Annotated in this window: 17 protein-coding genes; 8 read left to right on the top strand and 9 right to left on the bottom strand. The window is 71.6% G+C overall.

Features of this window, described 5'->3' with window-relative positions:
* Positions 1-14: 14 nt before the first annotated feature.
* Complete coding sequence (locus ABD714_RS04270) at positions 15-665, bottom strand: LuxR C-terminal-related transcriptional regulator (protein ID WP_344811280.1); 651 nt, start codon at positions 663-665, stop codon at positions 15-17.
* On the bottom strand, positions 665-2,635 hold the full coding sequence (locus ABD714_RS04265) for a sensor histidine kinase (RefSeq protein WP_344811022.1): 1,971 nt from the start codon (positions 2,633-2,635) through the stop codon (positions 665-667). The genes ABD714_RS04270 and ABD714_RS04265 overlap by 1 nt, the downstream gene beginning before the upstream one ends.
* A gap of 131 nt (positions 2,636-2,766) precedes the next feature.
* Between ABD714_RS04265 and ABD714_RS04260 the strand changes: the two genes are divergently transcribed.
* Both ABD714_RS04260 and ABD714_RS04255 read left to right on the top strand, forming a co-directional pair.
* Positions 2,767-3,435: a hypothetical protein gene (locus ABD714_RS04260; RefSeq protein WP_344811021.1), complete on the top strand. Its 669-nt coding sequence runs from the start codon at positions 2,767-2,769 to the stop codon at positions 3,433-3,435.
* Positions 3,432-4,613 carry a hypothetical protein gene (locus tag ABD714_RS04255; RefSeq protein WP_344811020.1) on the top strand — a complete coding sequence of 394 codons (1,182 nt, stop codon included), beginning with the start codon at positions 3,432-3,434 and terminating at the stop codon, positions 4,611-4,613. The genes ABD714_RS04260 and ABD714_RS04255 overlap by 4 nt, the downstream gene beginning before the upstream one ends.
* A 135-nt stretch (positions 4,614-4,748) precedes the next feature.
* Here the strand turns inward: ABD714_RS04255 and ABD714_RS04250 are convergent, their stop codons facing one another.
* The 4 genes from ABD714_RS04250 to ABD714_RS04235 form a co-directional block, all read right to left on the bottom strand.
* A complete protein-coding gene (locus ABD714_RS04250) occupies positions 4,749-5,816 on the bottom strand; it encodes an HD domain-containing protein (RefSeq protein ID WP_344811279.1) in 1,068 nt (355 codons plus the stop codon).
* A gap of 73 nt (positions 5,817-5,889) precedes the next feature.
* Entirely contained in the window at positions 5,890-7,101 is a 1,212-nt protein-coding gene (gene dusB / locus ABD714_RS04245; protein WP_344811019.1) for a tRNA dihydrouridine synthase DusB, read from the bottom strand.
* A gap of 251 nt (positions 7,102-7,352) precedes the next feature.
* Positions 7,353-8,744: a glycine--tRNA ligase gene (locus ABD714_RS04240; RefSeq protein ID WP_344811018.1), complete on the bottom strand. Its 1,392-nt coding sequence runs from the start codon at positions 8,742-8,744 to the stop codon at positions 7,353-7,355.
* A 146-nt stretch (positions 8,745-8,890) separates the two neighbouring features.
* Positions 8,891-9,166, bottom strand: coding sequence for an antibiotic biosynthesis monooxygenase (locus ABD714_RS04235; RefSeq protein WP_344811278.1), 276 nt, complete (start codon positions 9,164-9,166; stop codon positions 8,891-8,893).
* 229 nt (positions 9,167-9,395) lie between these two features.
* Between ABD714_RS04235 and ABD714_RS04230 the strand changes: the two genes are divergently transcribed.
* Both ABD714_RS04230 and ABD714_RS04225 read left to right on the top strand, forming a co-directional pair.
* Complete coding sequence (locus ABD714_RS04230) at positions 9,396-11,660, top strand: glycoside hydrolase domain-containing protein (RefSeq protein WP_344811017.1); 2,265 nt, start codon at positions 9,396-9,398, stop codon at positions 11,658-11,660.
* On the top strand, positions 11,657-12,973 hold the full coding sequence (locus ABD714_RS04225; RefSeq protein ID WP_344811016.1) for a glycosyltransferase family 4 protein: 1,317 nt from the start codon (positions 11,657-11,659) through the stop codon (positions 12,971-12,973). The genes ABD714_RS04230 and ABD714_RS04225 overlap by 4 nt, the downstream gene beginning before the upstream one ends.
* Positions 12,974-13,014: 41 nt before the next feature.
* Here the strand turns inward: ABD714_RS04225 and ABD714_RS04220 are convergent, their stop codons facing one another.
* Together ABD714_RS04220 and ABD714_RS04215 are read right to left on the bottom strand one after the other, a co-directional pair.
* Positions 13,015-13,764: a hypothetical protein gene (locus tag ABD714_RS04220; protein ID WP_344811015.1), complete on the bottom strand. Its 750-nt coding sequence runs from the start codon at positions 13,762-13,764 to the stop codon at positions 13,015-13,017.
* A gap of 105 nt (positions 13,765-13,869) precedes the next feature.
* Positions 13,870-14,238: a DUF6703 family protein gene (locus tag ABD714_RS04215; RefSeq protein WP_344811014.1), complete on the bottom strand. Its 369-nt coding sequence runs from the start codon at positions 14,236-14,238 to the stop codon at positions 13,870-13,872.
* Positions 14,239-14,393: 155 nt separating this feature from the next.
* Here ABD714_RS04215 and ABD714_RS04210 point away from each other — a divergent pair, with 155 nt between their 5' ends.
* From ABD714_RS04210 to ABD714_RS04195, 4 genes are read left to right on the top strand one after another with little or no spacing between them, the layout of a single operon-like run.
* Positions 14,394-15,368 carry a metal ABC transporter substrate-binding protein gene (locus ABD714_RS04210; protein ID WP_344811013.1) on the top strand — a complete coding sequence of 325 codons (975 nt, stop codon included), beginning with the start codon at positions 14,394-14,396 and terminating at the stop codon, positions 15,366-15,368.
* Positions 15,359-16,165, top strand: a complete 807-nt coding sequence (locus ABD714_RS04205) for a metal ABC transporter ATP-binding protein (protein WP_344811012.1) — start codon at positions 15,359-15,361, stop codon at positions 16,163-16,165. The genes ABD714_RS04210 and ABD714_RS04205 overlap by 10 nt, the downstream gene beginning before the upstream one ends.
* Complete coding sequence (locus ABD714_RS04200) at positions 16,165-17,163, top strand: metal ABC transporter permease (protein ID WP_425562344.1); 999 nt, start codon at positions 16,165-16,167, stop codon at positions 17,161-17,163. Before ABD714_RS04205 ends, ABD714_RS04200 begins: the two co-directional genes overlap by 1 nt.
* Before the next feature lie 25 nt (positions 17,164-17,188).
* Complete coding sequence (locus tag ABD714_RS04195; RefSeq protein ID WP_344811010.1) at positions 17,189-17,587, top strand: Fur family transcriptional regulator; 399 nt, start codon at positions 17,189-17,191, stop codon at positions 17,585-17,587.
* Between the two features lie 21 nt (positions 17,588-17,608).
* Here ABD714_RS04195 and ABD714_RS04190 read toward each other — a convergent pair whose 3' ends face one another.
* Positions 17,609-19,408 carry a DUF4012 domain-containing protein gene (locus ABD714_RS04190; RefSeq protein ID WP_344811009.1) on the bottom strand — a complete coding sequence of 600 codons (1,800 nt, stop codon included), beginning with the start codon at positions 19,406-19,408 and terminating at the stop codon, positions 17,609-17,611.
* Between the last annotated feature and the right edge of the window lie 53 nt (positions 19,409-19,461).

Raw genomic sequence — 19,461 nt, 5'->3', positions numbered from 1 at the left:
GGTGAAAGGGGGCGTCAGCGGTTTTCTGGGGTCAGGGGGACACCGAGGTGCAGGAGCACGGCGAGGACCCGCCGGTTGTGGTCCTCGGTCTCGGCGATGCCGAGCTTGACGAGCACGCGTCGGATGTGGGCTTCGACGGTCCGTTCACTGAGCCAGAGCCGCTTGGCGATGCCGGCGTTGGTCAGTCCCTGAGCCATCGAGGCGAGGACGAGGTGCTCACGCTCGCTGAGCCCGCTGACGCCGGTCCCTCCGCCGGCTCGATGGAGCAGAGCCGCCACCACCTGCGGATCCAGAGCCGATCCGCCGTCGGCGACCCGAGCCAGCGAGGACAGGAAGTCGGGTACGTCCAGCACCCGGTCCTTGAGCAGGTAGCCGAACCCGCCCAGCCCCACCAGCCCCACGCTGTGGACGGTCTCGATGTGCTGGGACAGCAGCAGCACCCCGATCCCGGGGCGCAGGGACTTGAGGCGCGCCGCTGCGCGTGCCCCCTCGTCGGTGAAGGCCGGTGGCAGCCGGACATCGAGGACCACGACATCCGGCAGCTGCTCGAGGAAGACCCGGTCGAGGTCGGCGCAGCTGTCCGCGGACCAGACCACGTCGTGCCCGGCATCACGGAAGAGCCCGATCAGACCCTCGCGCAGCAGGGCCTGGTCCTCCACGAGCATCAGCCGCACGGCAGCTCCGCGGTCAGCCGGGTCCCGTACCGGTCGGAGTCGATGTGCAGACAGCCGCCGACCGCAGCCACGCGGTCGGCCAGACCGGCCAGTCCCGACCCGGGCCGGACGGCCGCGCCGCCGACGCCGTCGTCGGTCACCGACAAGAACAGGGAGCCGTGGTGCTGGGCTGCGCGGATCGTCGCCGTCGAGGCGTCGGCGTGCTTGATGACGTTGGTCAGACCCTCGCAGGCGACGAAGTAGGCGGCGGTCTCCACCGTGCGTCCGGCGCGCTCCGGGCCGGCATCCACCACGACCGGGATCGGGGAGCGCGACGCGAGCTCGCGCAGGGCCGGACCGATGCCGCCGTCGAGCTGCGGCGGGGGCAGCGCGCCGGTCAGGTTCCGCAGGTCCTGGACGGTCGCGGCGAGGTCGGCCACCGCGCCGTCGAGCAGGTCGGCGTCCGGCTCCCGTCCCGCGAGCCGGAGCCTGCTCTCCACCCGGCGCAGGCCGAGTCCGACCGTCACCAGACGCTGCTGCGCACCGTCGTGGAGATCACGTTGGATGCGCCGGCGTTCCTCGTCGGCGGACTCGGCGATCCGGGCCCGCGACCGGTCGAGCTCGTCGAGACGACGGGTCAGCTCCACCCCCAGGCGCGCCACCTGAACCGCCAGCCGGGCGTGCTCGACCAGCTGGCGTACGCGGCCGGCACGGGCCGGCTCGCCGTCGTCGGTGAACTGCACGACGGCTTCGGGGGCACCCTGTCGCTCGACCCGGACCACTCCGAGATCATCGTCCAGCTCGGCCGGGCGTCCGCGGACGTCGACCAGACCTCCGTGCGCCGGAACGTAGAGCAGCAACCGCAACCGGGGATCGCGCAGTGCCTCCGACAGCACCTGCTGCAGACGATCGGGCTGCTCGGTCCCGGAGCGCAGACCCTCGAGGAAGGCGTCGAGACGGAGCCGCGCCTCGAGCGCGTCGCGGTCGAACCACCGGTCCACCAGGCGGCGGGTCCGGCGCAGCAAGGGCCGGAAGGTCGCCGCAGCCACGAGCGTCGCGAGCGCCACCAGCCACGGCGACGACCACGGGCGTCCGGCGAGGGTGCCGAGCAGCACGGTGACGGCGGCGAAGACCGCGACGGTGAAGGCGGTCACGCTCGCGTACGCAAGTGAGCGCCCGATGATGCGGTCCACCTCGAAGAGCCGACAGCGCAGGACGGAGGCCCCCAGTGCCGCCGCGCAGCCCACGAGCACGACCGGGCAGATGGCCCGGACCACGGCCGACGAGTCCCACGACACGATCGCCACCGGCAGCAGCACCCCCAGGCTGCCACCGGCCATCGCGACCCACTTCAGCTGCTGGCGGACGACCGCGTCGCCGGATCGGAACCGCGCCACCAACGAGGTCAGGGCGCCGAGAGCGGCCGCCGAGAGCAGCACGCCACCGACCAGGACAGCCTGGGGGCCCGGAAGCCAGTCGACGGCGTACCGGTTGGGCACGCCCGTGACCACGTCCACCGACGCCGGGCTGACCCACCAGCCCCACAGGTAGAGACCGGTGCCGAGGATCCCCGCCCACAGGGGGATCCGCCATCGCGGCCCCGCCAGCTCCCCGGTCGGCGTGTAGAGGAGGACGAGCACCCACATCAGCGCTCCGGGACACCAGCTCGCGAGCCCGACCCAGAGCACGAGAGGAGCGCCGGTCCAGCCCTCGGCGACACCGCGGGTGGCCCAGCCGAGGGCGAGGTCGGCCATCACCGCACCCTGCAGGCCACCCAGGCACAGGATCCAGCCGACCGGATGGCGCGGCAGCTGGAGCACGATCAGGGTGCCGACGGCCGCCAGCGCGACGTTGTAGAGGGCGAACAGCGAGGTGTCGAGCGGGTGCGCGAAGCCCCGCGACAGCACCGCGGTCGCGATCTCGGCAGCGACGGTCAGCCCCAGACAGGCCAGGGCCGCCAACCCCGATCGGGTGAGTCGCACCCGCTCATCATCCCCCTCGGACGCGGTGCCGGCATCAGTGTCAGCACGGCATCCGAGGTGGTGCTGCCGCGGATGCGGGGTGGCCGTCCGGCTTCCTACTCTGACGAGCACCCCGTCCGGAAGGAACCCCGATGATCACCGAGACCGAAACCGCCGCTCGTCGTTCCGCAGCGCAGCCGCCCCGAGCGGCACCACGGCCGCTGCGGGCCCTCGTCCCGGGAGTGGCCGCCGTCCTGTTCGCGGGTGTCCAGCTGCAGGCGGGCGTCGCGACTGTTCTCTACCGTGAGGTCACGACGGTGCCGGCGGACCGGCTGAACTTCCCGTACGAGGGCGCCCTGTCGGTCGCCCTGTCGCTGAGCTGGGCGGTGGCCCAGGCGCTGTTCGTCCTCAGTCTGGTCGCTTTCGCCCGGAGCGAAGCGACCGGCCGGAGTCGACCGGGCCGGATCGGTGCGAAGGTGATGGTCGTCGGCGGCGTGGTGTTCGTCGGCGCCCAGTGCCTGAGCGCGTTCCTTCCCGGGGCTCGCAGCGAGGACCCGGCGGCGGGGGTGGCCATCGGCCTGTTCGCGCTGGGCAGCCTGACGAGCGCCGTCGGTTTCGTGCTCGCCGGCCTGGCCGTGATCCGCGCTCGGCGCTGGTCCTCGTGGCGCCGGTTCACGCCGCTGGCGGTCGGGGTGGCGATGCTCGCCCTGGTTCCGGTCCAGTTCACCTCGCTGCTCGCTCTGGGAGTCGCCCTCTACGGGGTGGCGGTCGTCGGCTTCGGAGCGGCGCTGCTCGCCGAACCGCTCGACCCCCCGGCGTGACCGCCGACACCGTACGACCACCGGCGGCGGCGTCGGTCCCGCCGGCCGGCCGGCGTCGGCACGCCTCGGTCGTGCTGACCGGGGCGCTGATCGGCCTGACCTGGAGCGCCGCCCTGCGAGGCTGGATGGTGCAGCTGGCCGGTGCGGAGTCCACCATCACCTGGCTGACCATCGTCTTCGTCCTCCTCCCCGGCGCCGCGGTGGGTGCTCTGCTCGCGCAGGCGACCGAGGCCCACGCCCGAGGACGTACGCCACGCCGGGTGCTGGTGTGGGCTCCGGTGCTCCTGGCCGCCGTGCTGCTGCACCCGCCGATGCTGCTGCTGCTCCTGCGGGAGGGGTACGGCAGCGGATCTCTGCTGGTCGTGGTCACAGCCCTCAGCGCGGGCTACGCACTGACACACCGTCGACGCTCGCTGCCCACGGTGCTGTGTGGACTCGTCGCCGCCGGCGGGCTGGTCGCCGTCACCGGGATGGCCACGTTGGCCGCTCCTCTCGGCACCGCCCGCGGCGTCTGGGTGGGCGCGCTCGGGTTGACGCTCCTGATGGTGCTCTGCCTGGCGGCCGCGCTGCAGCACGCTCGCCCCCCGCTGGTCGGCCGCGGCGCCCACATCGGGATCGGGGCGGTGTGCGGGTTGGCCTGGGCGGGAGCCCTGCGGGCCTTCATGGCCGCCGTCGTCGGGCCGGACTCGCAGGTGACCTGGGTCAACACCATCGTCTGGATCCTGCTCGTGGGGACCGTCGTCGGCGGGGTGCTGGGCTACGCGGAGTGGCGACGCTCGACCGGGCGCCCGCGACCCGTGCTGGCCACGGCGCCGTTGCTGTTCGCCGGCGTGCTGCTGCCCGGCCTGCTGCATCCCACCGCGATGTTCGCCGACGGCATCGGCGGCGGCGCCATCGGCGTGCCCGTGCTCGGACTGGCAGGGGCGTACGGACTGGCGGGGCGGCGGACGTGGGCCAGGGTGGTGTGCGCCGCGGTCTTCCTGACCGGCCTGACCCTGTGGGTGGTCGTCGCCGATGACGTCGGCGGACCCGGCTTCGCCCTCGACACCGTCCGCGGGGTCTGGGCGACGGTGCTCTACCTCGGCCTGCTGCTGACCCTGGCCCTGGCGACCGCGATCCCCCTGCGAGCCGTGCCGCCGACCAGCGAGTCCCTCAGAGACCGAGTCGACCGGATCTGACTCCCCGGCGACCTCCGGCCACCCGACCCGCCCACCCAGCAACCAGATCTGACTCCCCGGCAACATCCGGCTACCCGAGCACCCCATCCGCCGACGCCAGCGGCTCAGGAACGCAGAACCACGCGAGACCGAGCGTCAGCTCGACGGGGGCAGGCGCGCGGGATCCCAGCCGAGCTCGCCCACGGCGCGGTCGAACGCGTACCGGTCGGTCATCCCGGCGACGTACGCGACCGCGGCACGGACCGGGTCGCCCGAGGGGACCTCGAAGGCCGACGGCGACGGCATCGACGCCGGGTGCTCGACGTAGAACTCGACCAGGGACCGCAGCACCTCGACCACGACGCGGGACTGGGCCAGTGAGGCGGGGCGGACGTAGATCCGCTCGTAGTTGAAGGCCCGCAGGGCACTCAACGCCGCGGCCTCGGCGGGCTCCATCCCCACCTCGCCGTAGCGGTCCACGGCCCGGATCACGCCACGGACGAAGGTCCGCAGCTGCTGCCGGCGGGTCCGTCCGCAGACGTCGGCCACCTCGGCCGGGATCTCGGACTCGGCGACGATGTCGGCGTGGACCGCATCCTCCAGGTCATGGGCGCAGTAGGCGATCCGGTCGGCCCAGCTGACGATCTCGCCCTCGATGGTGGCCGGCGCCGGCCGTGACCAGGAGTGGTTGCGGATCCCGTCCAGGGTCTCGGTGCACAGGTTCAGCGAGGCGAGGACCACGTCGGACCCCCATGGCCCGTGGTCGTACCCCTCGGGGATGAAGGCGTCGAACGCGTCCTCGCTGGCGTGTCCGCCAGGTCCGTGACCGCAGTCGTGACCCAGGGCGATCGCGTCCACCAGGGCCACGTTGGCCCCGATGCCGCGGGCGATCGAGGTGGCGACCTGCGCGACCTCCAGGGCGTGCGTCAGCCGGGTCCGCTGGTGATCACTGGGATAGACCACGACCTGGGTCTTGCCGGCCAACCGGCGGAACGCCGTGGAGTGCACGATCCGGTCCCGGTCCCGCTCGAAGCAGGTGCGCTCGGCGTCCGCTTCCTCTGCCCTGGCTCGGTTCCCGGCCCCGCGCGCCCGGGTGGCCCCGGGGCGCAACCGGACGGCTTCCCACTCCTCCCGCAGCTCACGGGCCACCACCGGTCCGGGGCCGGTCAGCGCGTGCGAGGTCGCGTGCGCCCGCACCAGACCCGCTTCCGCGTGACCGTGCATGGTGGCGGCCCACTGCTGGGCCCGGGCCGACACCCCCACCCGCTCCGCACCGGACTCCCCCGTCGTCGGGGCCTCAGCCACCCGAGACGCCGATCTCGGCGTCGGCCAGGTCCAGGTCCACCGCCGCCGGGTCGTCCAACCAGTGCTCCGGCAGGGCGACCCTGGCGCGGGCCGACCCCTGCCGACCGCGGGGCGAGCCCAGCTCGGCCACCGGGAACGGCACGTCGGGTTCCAGCCGACCGAGGGCGTCGTCCAGCTCCGCGAACGTGGAGACGAGCCCGAGCGCGCGCCGGATCTCCCCGCCGACCGGGTACCCCTTCAGGTACCAGGCCATGTGCTTGCGCATCTCGGCCAGCCCGTGGGGCTCGTCGCTGTAGCCGACCACCAGCTGGGCGTGCCGCCTGATCATGCTCGCCACCTCGCCCAGCGTCGGCAGGGTCCGCGACGAGACCCCGGCGAAGGCGTCCACCAGGTCGCGGAACAGCCACGGCCGCCCGAGGCAGCCGCGCCCGATCACGACACCGTCGACCCCGGTGTGCCGGACCATCGCCAGCGCGTCGCCGGCCTCCCAGATGTCCCCGTTGCCGAGCACCGGGATGCTCACGTGCTGCTTCAGCGCCGCGATGGCGTCCCAGTCGGCCTCGCCCGAGTACGCCTGCTGGACCGTGCGCCCGTGCAGCGCGATGGCGGCGCAGCCGGCCTGCTCGGCGATCCGACCGGCGTCCAGGTGCGTCCGGTGGTCGTCGTCGATGCCGATCCGGGTCTTCATGGTCACCGGCACGCCGTGCGGGCCGGCCGCACCGACCACCGCGGTCAAGATCAGCTCCAGCCACCGCCGCTTGTACGGCAGCGCACCGCCCCCGCCCTTGCGCGTCACCTTGGGCACCGGGCAACCGAAGTTGAGGTCGACGTGGTCGACGGCGAAGTCGGTGATCAGGATCTCGGTGGCCCTGGCCATGATCATCGGGTCGACCCCGTACAGCTGCACCGACCGGACCCGCTCACCCGGGTCGAACTGCAGCATGTCCAGGGTCTTGCGGTCCCGAGCCACGATCCCGCGGCTGGTGATCATCTCGCAGACGAACAGCCCGGCCTGCCCGCCGGCCGGCACCGCCCCCGCCTCCGCCTGCTCGCGACACAGCTGCCGGTACGCCGCGTTCGTCACCCCGGCCATCGGCGCCAGGACCACCGGCGTATCGACTCTCAGCCCACCCAGCCGCAACCCGACAGGAGCCGCCACCTCGTCGGAACCAGCCGCACCACCATCGACTCCTTCCGAGACCATCGAACGCGATCCCGCAGGGTCGGGGCTCCCAGTCGAGGTCACCGGAGACCCAACCGCGGACACGGAATGTTGATCTTGCCCGCCAGCCGACGCAACGGTCGGCACCGAGCGCTGGGTCTCCGGATGGGGTGAGGCGGCGTGGCGGGTCTGGCGGGAGCCGACCGAGCCTGCGAGGGAGGCGGATGGTAGCCGCCGACCCCCACCCGGAGACCCATCGCGATCCCAACCCCGATCCGGTACGGAAACCAAGATCAGCAGCCCACCAGACGTGTCGCCAGGTAGCCGGTGACCTGGTCCAGGCTGACCCGCTCCTGCGCCATCGTGTCGCGCTCGCGGATCGTCACGGCGTCGTCGTCCAACGTGTCGAAGTCGACAGTGATGCAGTACGGCGTGCCGATCTCGTCCTGGCGACGGTAGCGGCGGCCGATCGCCTGGGCGTCGTCGAAGTCGACGTTCCAGTTCCTGCGCAGCTCCTTGGCCAGGTCCCGCGCCTTGGGCGACAACGCCTCGTTGCGGGACAGCGGCAGCACGGCGGCCTTGACCGGCGCGAGCCGAGGGTCGAGCTTGAGCACGACCCGCTTGTCCACGCCGCCCTTGGTGTTGGGCGCCTCGTCCTCGGTGTACGCCTCGATCAGGAAGGTCATCAGCGACCGGGTGAGCCCGGCGGCCGGCTCGATCACGTACGGGGTGAAGCGGTCGTTGGCCGCCTGGTCGAAGAACGACAGGTCGGTGCCCGAGTGCTGACTGTGCGTCTTCAGGTCGAAGTCGGTGCGGTTGGCGATGCCTTCCAGCTCGCCCCATTCGCTGCCGGCGAACCCGAACCGGTACTCGATGTCCACGGTCCGCTTGGAGTAGTGCGACAGCTTCTCCGCCGGGTGCTCGAAGTGCCGGAGGTTGTCGCGGCTCACCCCGAGGTCGACGTACCAGCTCGTCCGCTCGTCGATCCAGTACTGGTGCCACTCCTCGTCGGTCCCGGGCACGACGAAGAACTCCATCTCCATCTGCTCGAACTCCCGGGTGCGGAAGATGAAGTTGCCCGGCGTGATCTCGTTGCGGAACGACTTGCCCACCTGGCCGATGCCGAACGGCGGCTTCTTGCGTGACGTCTGCACCACGTTGGCGAAGTTGACGAAGATGCCCTGTGCGGTCTCCGGACGCAGGTAGTGCAGACCGGACTCGTCCTCGACCGGTCCGAGGTAGGTCTTCAGCATCATGTTGAAGTCCCGCGGCTCGGTCCACTGGCCGCGGGTGCCGCAGTTGGGGCACGGGACGGAGACGAGCTCGACGGTGTCGGGGTCGGCGACGCCGTGCTTCTCGGCGTAGCCCTCCTGCAGGTGGTCCGCCCGGAACCGCTTGTGGCAGTGCAGGCACTCCACCAGCGGGTCGGTGAACACACCCACGTGCCCCGAGGCCACCCAGACCTGGCGCGGCAGGATCACCGAGGAGTCCAGGCCCACCACGTCGTCGCGGCCCTGCACGACCGACTTCCACCACTGCCGCTTGATGTTCTCCTTGAGCTCCACGCCGAAGGGTCCGTAGTCCCAGGCCGATCGGGTGCCGCCGTAGATCTCGCCGGCGGGGAACACGAACCCCCGGCGCTTGCACAGGCTGATGACGTTGTCGAGACGGCTGGTCGGTGCCACGGAACTTCGCTCCCACGATGGTGTCGTCGACCTCCCCGGCTGGGAGGGCGCGACGGTCCAGCCTAGTCGTCCCGGTCCGATCACGCCGTGAGGTTCCGGTGCAGCACCCGGGTGCGGTGTCGGGAGCGGCGAAACCCGTGACGGCCTCAGTGCAGAGCCGGGTCCTCGTACGCCGACGGCTCGTCCAGCGCCTCCGACAGCAGCGGCACCACGACCGTCTTCGCCTCGTAGCCCTGCAGGGCCCGACGGTAGGACCCGACGTTCTCCCAACGGGTGACCAGCGCCCACAGGTCGGGCTCGTCGAGACTGCGTTCCAGGACGGCGTCGAGGAAGCCGGCGCGGGCGCGCAGCACCGCCAGCGCGGCGTCGACCCGGCCGGTGAACCCCGCCGGCTCGATGACCCGGAACCGGGTGATCACCATCACGGACGCCAGCGTACGGCCCGGCGCACGCCAGGTCCCGGCGAGCGCCCGAGCCGGCGAGAGCCGAGCGCAATCGCGCCTTCACGGCAGCGAAACACGGGTGTAACGGCAAGACCCTACGGTCAACTCACCCGAGCACCGTGACGGCGCACACCGGGAGCAGGGCGCAGACCGGAACCGAAGCAGCAGACCGGCACCATCGTCACCCGCCAGCCGAGAGCGAGGCTGAATGTTCGAGTACGTGGACCCCTTCATCGGCACCGGCGCGACCGAGCTGCCCCCACCGCAGGGCCTGGCCGCCACCTGGTGGTGGCCCAAACCCCAGGTCGGGAACACCCACCCCGGCGCCGTCTACCCGTTCGGGATGGTGTCGGCCTGCTCCTACTCCGGGGCCTACCCCACCGGCTACGGCCTGTACGAGCTCAACACCGAGGGTGTGCCGCCCCGGATGCACGAGGAGCAGATCGCCTCCGGCTTCAGCCACTTCCACCAGTCCGGCACCGGCGCCATCCGCAAGTACTACAACTACTTCCGGGTCACGCCGATGCTGGAGCCGCTGGACGCCCTGGGCACCAGCTGGGAGCTGACCGACGAGGTCGCCGAGCCGGGCTACTACGCGGCCACGCTGTCGTCCGGCATCCGCTGCGAGGTCACCGTCGGCCCGCGGAGCGCGGTGCACCGCTACACCTTCCCCGAGCACCCGGACGCGCGGATCGTCATCGACCTGTCCCTGGGTGGCCTGCTCATCCCGTACGGCGCGACCGTCCCCCTGCGCGCCCACCTCCAGACCGTGGAGCCCGGCGTGGCCCAGGCCGAGGTGGTCGTCGAGGGGGCACCGCTGGCGGTGCACCTGGAGTGCGACAGCCCGGGCTTCCGGCAGCTGCTCTGGTACGACCGTCGGCTGGTGCCCGGCGGCACCCGGCTCGACTTCGACCGGATCCGCCCGACCACGCTGCGACCGTTCGGGCTGATGTGGCGCGGACCGACCCGGGCCGGTCAGGTGGTCGAGCTGCGCTTCGGGTTCTCGCTCCGCGGGTTCGGCCAGGCCGAGGAGAACCTGCGCGCCGACTGCAGCACCGGCGCGTCCCGGTTCGACGCCCGCCGGGCCGACACCGCCGCCGAGTGGCGCAAGCACCTGGAGGCGGTCACCGTGGACACCCCGTCCGCCGATCGCCGGACGGTCTTCGCCACCGCGCTCTACCACTCCCTGATCAAGCCCTGCTTCGCGGCGAACGAGAGCCCGTTCTGGCCGATGGACGGACCGTTCGTCTTCGACCTGTGCACGATGTGGGACATCTACCGCACCCAGCTGCCGTTGATCACGGCGCTGTTCCCCGAGCGCGCGGTGGAGCTGGCCAACGCGCTGCTCAACGTGTGCGAGGAAGAGGGCAACCTCCCGATCGGGTACCGGATGGCCAAGGGCGCGGACCGCTTCTCCCGCCAGGGCAGTGCGCTGGCCCAGACCTTCCTGGCCGACCTCTGCCAGCTCGGCACCCCGGGCATCGACTGGGACTGGGCGCTCTGCCACATGGACACCGACCTGCGTCGCACGTACGGCGAGGAGTACCTGCTCCGGGGCATCACCCACCCGGTCACCCACACGCTGGACCTCTCCTTCGGCTACCAGTGCACCGCCGTGGTCGCCCGACATCTCGGCGACGTCCAGCTGGCCGAGCAGTTCGAGGCCCTGGCCACCCGCTGGGTGAACGCCTTCGACCCCGACACCGGTCTGCTGATCGACTCGACCTACTACGAGGGCGGCCGCTGGAACTACTCGTTCCGCATCCAGCACGACATGCAGGCGCGGATCGAGCTGGCGGGCGGGGACGAGCGGTTCCTGAACCTGCTCGACGAGTTCTTCGGTTACGGCGCGGACCCGGTCAAGCAGGTCGGCGAACGTCCCGGCGTCGAGGAGCTGGCCGCCGGCTACGCCCTCAACCGGTTCGAGGGTCTCAACAACGAGCCGGACATGGAGGTCCCCTGGGCCTACCACTACCTGGGCCGGCCGGACCGCACCGCCGAGGTGGTGCGCGCCGCGGTGAACAACCAGTTCGGCCTCGGCCGCGGCGGGCTGCCCGGCAACGACGACTCGGGCGGCTTGAGCTCGTGGTACGTCTGGGCCAGCCTCGGGTTGTTCCCGGTGGCCGGTCAGAGCCTGTACCTGATCAACGCCCCGTCGTTCGCCCATGCCCGGCTGGATCTCGGCGGCCAGGAGCTCTCCATCGACGCGCCCGGCTTCGTCGAACCGACACCCGACGGTCCACCCCAGTACGTCCAGTCCGTCAGGTTCAACGGCCGCCCCTTGGAGCAGTCCTGGCTGACGGCCCGGGAGCTGCACCGGGGTGGGCAGCTCGAGATCACCCTCGGCCCCCGGCCGAGCGGGTGGAGCCGGGCGCACCGGCCGCCCTCGGTGTCGGAACCGGGCTCGGCCGAGTCCGGCGACCCCCGACCCGATCTGTCCAGCACCCCCCTTCCCGCGGAGGTCATCGCATGATCAACAGCACCCGTCAGACCGAGTTCGCCTCCCTGCGCCGGCTCGTGATCGTCGTCCGCGCCGATCCGGTGATCTGTGGTCACTCCGGCGAGGCGCGCAACCTCGCCGAGGCCGCGCTCACCCGGGGCTTCACCGAGGTCCGCATCGTCACCTGGCCGATCGCCCGCCTGGTCGAGTCGGGACTGCCGCTGAAGCCGTTGGACGGCATCGCGCCCTACAGCGAGGGCATCGTCGTCGAGCGCCCCGAACCCGTCGGCGACTACAAGGTGCCGGACGGGCGCTACCTGTCCGGGCTGACCGGTCGCCTGGTCGAGCTGTTCACCGACGGGGTGCCGACGCTGGCCATGTCGCTCTACCTGAGCCCCCACACCATCGCCATTACCGACGCGCTGCGGGCGGCGGAGGCGACCGGCCTGCCGGTCAACGTGGTGACCATCGCGGAGGCGGTCGGCTCGGACGTGACCAACGTGGTCCGAACCTGTGTGGAGGAGAACCGGTTCGGCGCGGCCGCGCACGTCCTGTCGGCCTACCTGGGCTCCGACATCCCGGTGGCCGTGTCGGACTACACCCGCCGGCTGATCATCGAGTCGGCCGAGGCCATCGACGCCCGGCACGGCACCCACTTCGCCGCCCAGTGCACCGAGCGGGTAGCGATCTCCTACCCGGCCATCGACACCACGGAGTTCCTCGACCCGGACCCCGCCGACGTGGCGGCGCGGCTCGCGCAGCGCGGGCTGGCGGCCGGTGAGTACGTGCTGTTCCTGTCCCGGCTGGCCCACGCGAAGGGCGTCGACGACCTGATCGCCGGCTTCGCCGCCAGTCGGTCCTGCGACGACCTGCAGCTGGTCATCGCCGGGAACGGCCCGGAGGCCGGGCTCCTGCGTGACGTCGCCGCCGCCTCGCCGGCGGCGGACCGGATCGTGTTCCTCGACGACGTGGACGACGACGAGCGGTCGCCGCTGATGGCCGGCTGTGCCGCCTTCGCCCTGCCCAGCAAGCCCCGGCCGGAGTTCGTGGAGACCTTCGGCATCGCCCTGGTGGAGAAGATGCTGTCCGGCGGCGGTCCGGTGATCACCACCGACACCGGTGGGATCGGCGAGGCCGTCGGGGACACGGCGCTGATCGTGCCGGTCGACGATCCCGCCGCCATCGCGGCTGCCCTGGACCAGGCCCTGGGACTGTCCGAGGAGGCGCGGGAGGAGCTGGCTCACCGGGCCCGCAACCACGCGATGCAGTTCGACCGCGCCCTGGTGCTGGACCGCCTGCTGAGCCGGCTGGTGCAGCCCGAGGTGGCCGAGTTCAGCGCTGCGTGAGCGTCACCGCCGCCTGAGGGCTCACCGCCGAGTGAGGTGCTTCAGCCGAAGACCGTGGCGTTCTTCCGCAGCTGCACCGAGGCGAGCTCGGTCGTCCGGCTGAAGTCCTCGGCCTTCGGATCGGCGTCGACGGTGAGGAAGGCGTACGAGACGTAGGTCAGGACGTGGCCGGTGCGCAGCACGAGGTAGTGCCGGGCGTATGCGAGCTTCTTGTGCGCCTTCTCGTAGTAGATGCGCTCGGCCCATCTGCCGAGCACCTCGTCGGCGCCGGCCACCTCCGTCGGTCCCTCGGCGGACCGCACGACGTAGAGCTTGGAGGCGTCACGGTAGGTCGCGCAGGCCGTGGTGTCCTTCGCGTACGCGGCCCGCAGGGCGGCCCCCTCCGTGCCGCTCAGTGTGGACAGCTCGAACGAGGCGATGTTCTTGCCGTCGCCCTTGCCCTCGGTGAGGTTGGCCGACACCGCGGGGCGGGCGGGCAGCTTCCTGGTGGCGGACACGTGACCGGGGCAGAGCTCGCCCTTCTTCCCCCCGGCGGTGGACACGGACTTCGGCTGGACCCAGGGCTTGCCGAGGTCACGTGCGGTGACCAGGGCCTTCGTCAGGTCCGCGGTGTCCTGGGCCGTCGTGCGTGGCGAGGGCGAAGGGCTCGCTGGAGCCGAGGCTCGAGGCGCCGGCACCCCGGACACCGTCGGCGGCGACGAGGCGACGGGCGCCTCAGGCGACCCCGCCCCGCACGCCCCGAAGGTGGTGGCGAGCACCACCAGCAGACAACCGATCAGCGACTTCCGCATTCTGTCCCCCCGAACAGTCACGGCGGCACCGATGCTGGCCGGCGCCCCCGGAGGCTTCGAGTGTGACAGGCATCACGACCGCGCGCAGGGCTTCCACCGAGTTCGTCAGAACCGGCTGACCGCCATGGCGAGCACCAGTCCGAGCATGACTCCGCGCAGCACCTTGCCGCCGGTGGGCACCACCGGCCAGGACAGGTAGGCGATCCAGGCGAAGAAGAAGAAGACCAGTGCCAGCGCGGGCAGGGCGATGGGCAGCGGCGCGAAGAGACCCAGCGCCACGAGCACCAACGTCCCGAACGGGACCACCAGTCGGGGCATCGAGCTGAGCCGCACCAGCAGGGGACGGCTCGTGTCCTCGACCTGCTTGCGGTTGCCGGTGCTCGGCGGTGGTGGGACAGCCCCGGCCTTCGGGCTCCTCCCTGCGTGCGGACTCCGTCGGTCGTCCCGGTCGGGTTTCCTGCGCTGGTCGGCCACCCGCCCATCCTGCCAGGCTCCGGCGCGACGACCGGTCATCGGCGCCTGCGTGCCGATCGGCTGCGTCCGAGCGGTGCGGTCGAGCCGTGCGGTCGGGCGAGGGCGCCGCCGAGGCCGAGTTGAAAACCATTGCCATTTATATGAAAATGGTTCCCATGTTGAACATCCCGCGCGCGCTCGGCGCCGTCGCTGTCGGCTGCACCCTTCTCCTTGCGGCAGCCTGCGGCACCGTCGGGGAGCCGAGCTCGGCCCAGCCTGGTCAGCTGAAGGTCGTGACGGCGTTCTATCCCCTGCAGTTCGTCGCCGAGCGCGTGGCGGGTCAGCACGGCGCCGTGTCCAGCCTGACCCAGGCCGGTGCGGAACCCCACGACGTCGAGCTGACCCCTCGGCAGGTCGCCTCGGTCAGCGACGCGGACGCCGTCGTGTACATCAAGGGCTTCCAGCCGGCGGTCGACGAGGCGGTGGCGCAGAGCGGCAACGCGCACGTGCTCGACACCACCGGCGTGGTGCCGTTGCAGACCCAGGCGGAGGAGCACGCGCACGACCACGCCGACGACTCCCCCGGCGACGTGCACAGCGAGGACGCCGAGGAGGGTCACGAGCACGGTGGAATCGACCCGCACGTGTGGCTGAACCCGCAGAACATGGTCACGATCACCGAGGCGGTGGTCGACCAGCTGTCCGGGATCGATCCCGACCACGCCGCCGACTACCGGGCGAACGGCGCGGCCCTCCAGGGCGAGCTGAGGACGCTGGACACCTCGTACACGACCGGCCTGAAGACCTGTGACCGGCGCGAGTTCATCACCAGCCACGCCGCCTTCGGCTACCTGGCCGAGCAGTACGACCTCACCCAGATCGGGATCAGCGGGCTCACCCCGGACGCCGAGCCCTCGCCGGCGCGGATCGCGGCCGTGCAGCAGGAGGCCAGGGACCACGGCGTCACCACCATCTTCTACGAGACCCTGGTCTCCCCCGCCGTGGCGACCTCGATCGCCGGTGACCTCGGTCTGCGCACCGACGTCCTCGACCCGATCGAGGCGATCACCCCCGAGTCACGGGGGGACAACTACATTGCCGTCATGCAGAGCAACCTGGCCGCCCTGGAGAAGGCCAACGGATGCCGGTGACCCCACGTCCCGAGGCCGTGTCCGGGGAGCCGGTGCTGGAGGTCGAGGACCTGTCCGTGCTGCTCGGTCACCTGCCGGTGCTGCGCGGCATCACGATGGCGGTCGGCCGCGGCGAGGCCGTCGCCCTGCTCGGGGGCAACGGGTCGGGCAAGTCGACCCTGGTCCGCTCGATCCTCGGGCTGCTGCCGATCGCCCGGGGAGCGGTCTCGCTGTTCGGCGAGCCGCTCGGCCGCTTCCGCCACTGGTCCCGGGTCGGCTACGTCCCCCAGCGTTCGGCGGCCGCGGCCAGTGGGGCGACGGTGGCGGAGATCGTCTCCTCGGGGCGGCTGTCCCTGCGGCGTCCGTTCCTTCCTCGGACGAACCGGGACAAGGCCGCGGTCCGGGAGGCCCTCGACCTGGTCGGGATGGGCGGCCGGGCCCGGTCCGACGTCCGCGAGCTGTCCGGGGGCCAGCAGCAACGCGTCCTGATCGCCCGGGCGCTGGCCGGTGAACCGGAGCTGCTGGTGCTGGACGAGCCGACGGCCGGCGTCGACCTGGAGCACCAGCAGGTGCTGGCCGACGTGATCTCCGCTCGGGTCAGCGCGGGGCTGACCGTGGTCGTGGTGCTGCACGAGATCGGCCCGCTGACCCCGCTGATCGACCGCGGCGTGGTGCTGCGGGAGGGTCGGATCGTGGCCCAGGGTCCGCTGGCCGAGATCGGGTCCGTGGCCCACGCCGGCCATGATCACACCGGGCACGAGCACGTCGGGCCGGGCCCGCGCGGGAGCATCCTCGACGGGACGGTGGAGCGCGGATGATCGAGATCCTGAGCTACCCCTTCATGCAACGCGCCCTGCTGGCCGCGCTGCTCACCGGCGTCATCGCCCCGGCCATCGGCACCTACATCGTGCAGCGCCGGCTGAGTCTGCTCGGCGACGGTCTCGGGCACGTCGCCATCGCGGGTGTCGGCCTCGCCCTCCTCACCGGGCAGGCGGCCGTCCCGTGGGCGGTCGCGGTCTGCGTGGCCGGCGCCGTGGCGGTGGAGATCCTGCGCCAGCGGGGGAAGGCCACCGGCGATGTCGGGTTGGCGATCCTGTTCTACGGCGGCCTGGCGGCCGGGGTGCTGATGTCCGGGATCGCCGGTCAGGGTGCGGCGGCGCTGTCGCAGTACCTGTTCGGCTCGTTGACCACCGTGACCTCGTCCGACCTGTGGGTGATCGTCGTCCTGGCCGTGCTGGTGCTGGTGCCCACCCTCGGTCTGGCACCGCAGCTGTTCGCGGTCAGCACCGACGAGGAGCACGCCCGGACCCAGGGGCTGCGGACGAGTCTGTACAACATCTTGATCGTCGTGCTCGCCGCTGTCACCGTGACGCTGGCCATGCGCACCGTCGGTCTGCTGCTGGTGAGCGCACTGATGGTGGTGCCGGTGGCCGCGGCCCAGAACCTGGTCCGTGGCTTCTACGCCGCCCTGGTCGCCGCCATCGCGGTCGGGGTCTCGGTCACCGTCGGCGGCGCGGTCGGGTCGTTCTACCTGGACACCCCGCCCGGTGCCCTCATCGTGGTGCTCGCCATCGTCGTCTTCGCCCTCAGCTGGCCGTTCTCGGCCCTCCTCGCCCGGCGACGTAGAGTGGCTCCCGTGCTACCGGAGCTGGTCGACGACGACGCTTTGACCCTGCACACGGAGGTGCCGGAGGCCCACCCGCACCGTCACGGGCCCGACTGCGAGCACCCCGAGATCCGCCATGGTGACCACACCGACTACGTGCACGAGGGCCACCGCCACGCCTCGCACGGTGATCACTACGACGAGCACTGACGTCGAGCCGACAGCCCGAGGGAGCATGACCAGCCAGCCGACAGCGTCACCCCAGCGCCGTACCCGACAGCGGGCCGCGGTGCAGGACGTGCTCGCCGAGCTGCACGAGTTCCGGACCGCCCAGCAGATCCACGACGAGCTGCGCCGGCGGGGGGACAGCATCGGGCTGACGACGGTCTACCGCACCCTCCAGGCGCTGTCGGAGTCCGGCGAGCTGGACGCCCTGCGCACCGCCGACGGCGAGACCGCCTACCGACGCTGTTCCGACGGCCACCACCACCACCTGGTCTGCCGGAGCTGCGGCCGGACGGTCGAGGTGTCCGGGCCCGCCGTCGAGCGCTGGGCCAACGCCGTGGCCGCCGAGCACGGCTTCCGTGAGGTCAGCCACGACCTCGAGATCTTCGGCACCTGCGGCAGCTGCTGACAAGGCGCGCCCTGCGAATACTCAGCGACACGTCGCTTCGGTGATCTCCACCGGCACCGCACGGACCTTCGGCGTGTGGCTGACCTCCACGCTGCGGCTGTCCTTCGGCGATCCCGTGAACACCGCGGTCACGGTCTTCTCGGAGGCCGGACCGAGGGTGACGCTGACGGTGCCTACCGGGCGGCCGTACATCGTTCCCCGGACCGCGGGCCGCCGGTCGGCGACGCCCGTGGCCTTCGGGTTCGTGTTCGCTTTGGCGCGGAGGTTGGTGCCCCACACGACCGGCTTGCCGTCGACCGCCACCGATGTCAGCCGGGCACCCACCGGTCCGAAGAGCTGAACCCACTGGCGATCACCCCCGGACGGGATCCGCTGCTGGTGGGCCCGAACGTACTCCGGGAGGGTGCCGACCTGATCGGCTCGCAGGGTGTTGACCACCGTCGCGGTCACGGTGTACGTCGGAGTCGCTGCGCATGTGCTGACCACGACCGACACCCGCTCGTCCATGAAGTAGCTCATCTTCGACGTCGCGTCGTCGTTGTTGTACACGCCCAGCACTGTGGCCCGCTGGTTGTCGGCCGGCAGCATCGTGCCCAGGGGCGAGCCGATGAGGACGGCCTGCTCCTCCGGGTGGTTGCTCCACATCTTCAGCCGCTGCTCGGCCATCATCGGCTCGAGCTGATCGAGGTAGAGCCTCGGATCCCCCTTGCCGCTGCTGATCGCCGCGAACACGCTGCGCGCCGCCGACGCGAACACCTTGTCCTGAGTTCCCGCATCGGGATACCGCGCGTACACGTCGTGGAGCAGGAAGGGGACGGCGTTCGACGCGTCGATCTCGGTGCCGTCGGCGAGCTCGATCGGCCCGGTCGCCCGTAGCAGGTAGGACAGCGCTACCGGGTCGAGGGAGATCACGCCGTCCACCCGGCCCCCGAACTCCTTGCGCCACATGGCCCTCGCCATCCGCGCCGTCGTCGGGAAGTCGGGCGTCATCGTGATGTTGGTCAGATAGGCCGACGCATGCTCGGTGTAGACGACGCCCCAGTCGGTGTTGCCCCGCCCCTTCGGGGCATACGGCGACGTGTCGTAGGGGTGAGGGAAGTCGCTCGAGCTCACCTGTCGACCCAGCGCAAGCTTGCCGTCGGTCACCTTCAACATGGCCAGCGAGGCCGGGTTGCCACCGCTGGCCCGTTCCTCGGCGTTGTTCTGGAACATCAGCAGGTACCGGCGGTCCCCGTCTCCCCCGAGCATGGGCCCGAGCAAGGGCACCACCGTACGCAGCTGGGCGGTGACGGGCGCGAGCTCGTCCAGCTGGGCCCGCAGCTCGTGGATCGGCCCGGCGAGCTGGTGAACGACGTGGCGGGTGTCGATGGCTTTCGCAGTCGCGTTCGCCGACTGGACGGCGTCGTCGACCTCGACCACGGCCGGGGCCAGCTCGGCCAACGGCGCCAGGTCGACGCCGCCGTCCCGCGGCTTCAGACTCTCGACACTGACACCGTTCGCCGCTGTGGCCAGGGGTCCGATCCCCTGCCGCACGACCTCGTCCACGAGCTCGGTGGTCTGCCGGAAGGCCGTCAGGTTCGGACCCGCCCACGGGACGTGCTCCGCCAGCGACCAGACCGGCGAGTCGGTCCGCTGGACGGCCTCGGCCGAGCTGGCCTGCAGGACGCCGTAGAGCGCGGGGAGATCCTCGCTGGGGTCGCCCAGGGCCGCCCGGAAGGTCTGCAGCTGCTCCCGGGCTCGCTCCAGCGACTCCTTCGCCTCGAGCGCTCGCTGGCCCACGTACGCGCCTATCGCGAGCACGAGCAGGACCGTGACGGCCACCACGCCGACGACAACACGTACGTGACGACGTCGCCCTGCGGACGCGCGTGCAC

Source organism: Microlunatus aurantiacus (assembly GCF_039536605.1).
In the GTDB taxonomy this organism is placed as follows: Bacteria; Actinomycetota; Actinomycetes; order Propionibacteriales; family Propionibacteriaceae; genus Microlunatus; species Microlunatus aurantiacus.
The sequence above is the reverse complement of the archived record's forward strand: the minus strand, read 5'-3'. Positions and strand labels throughout refer to the sequence as shown.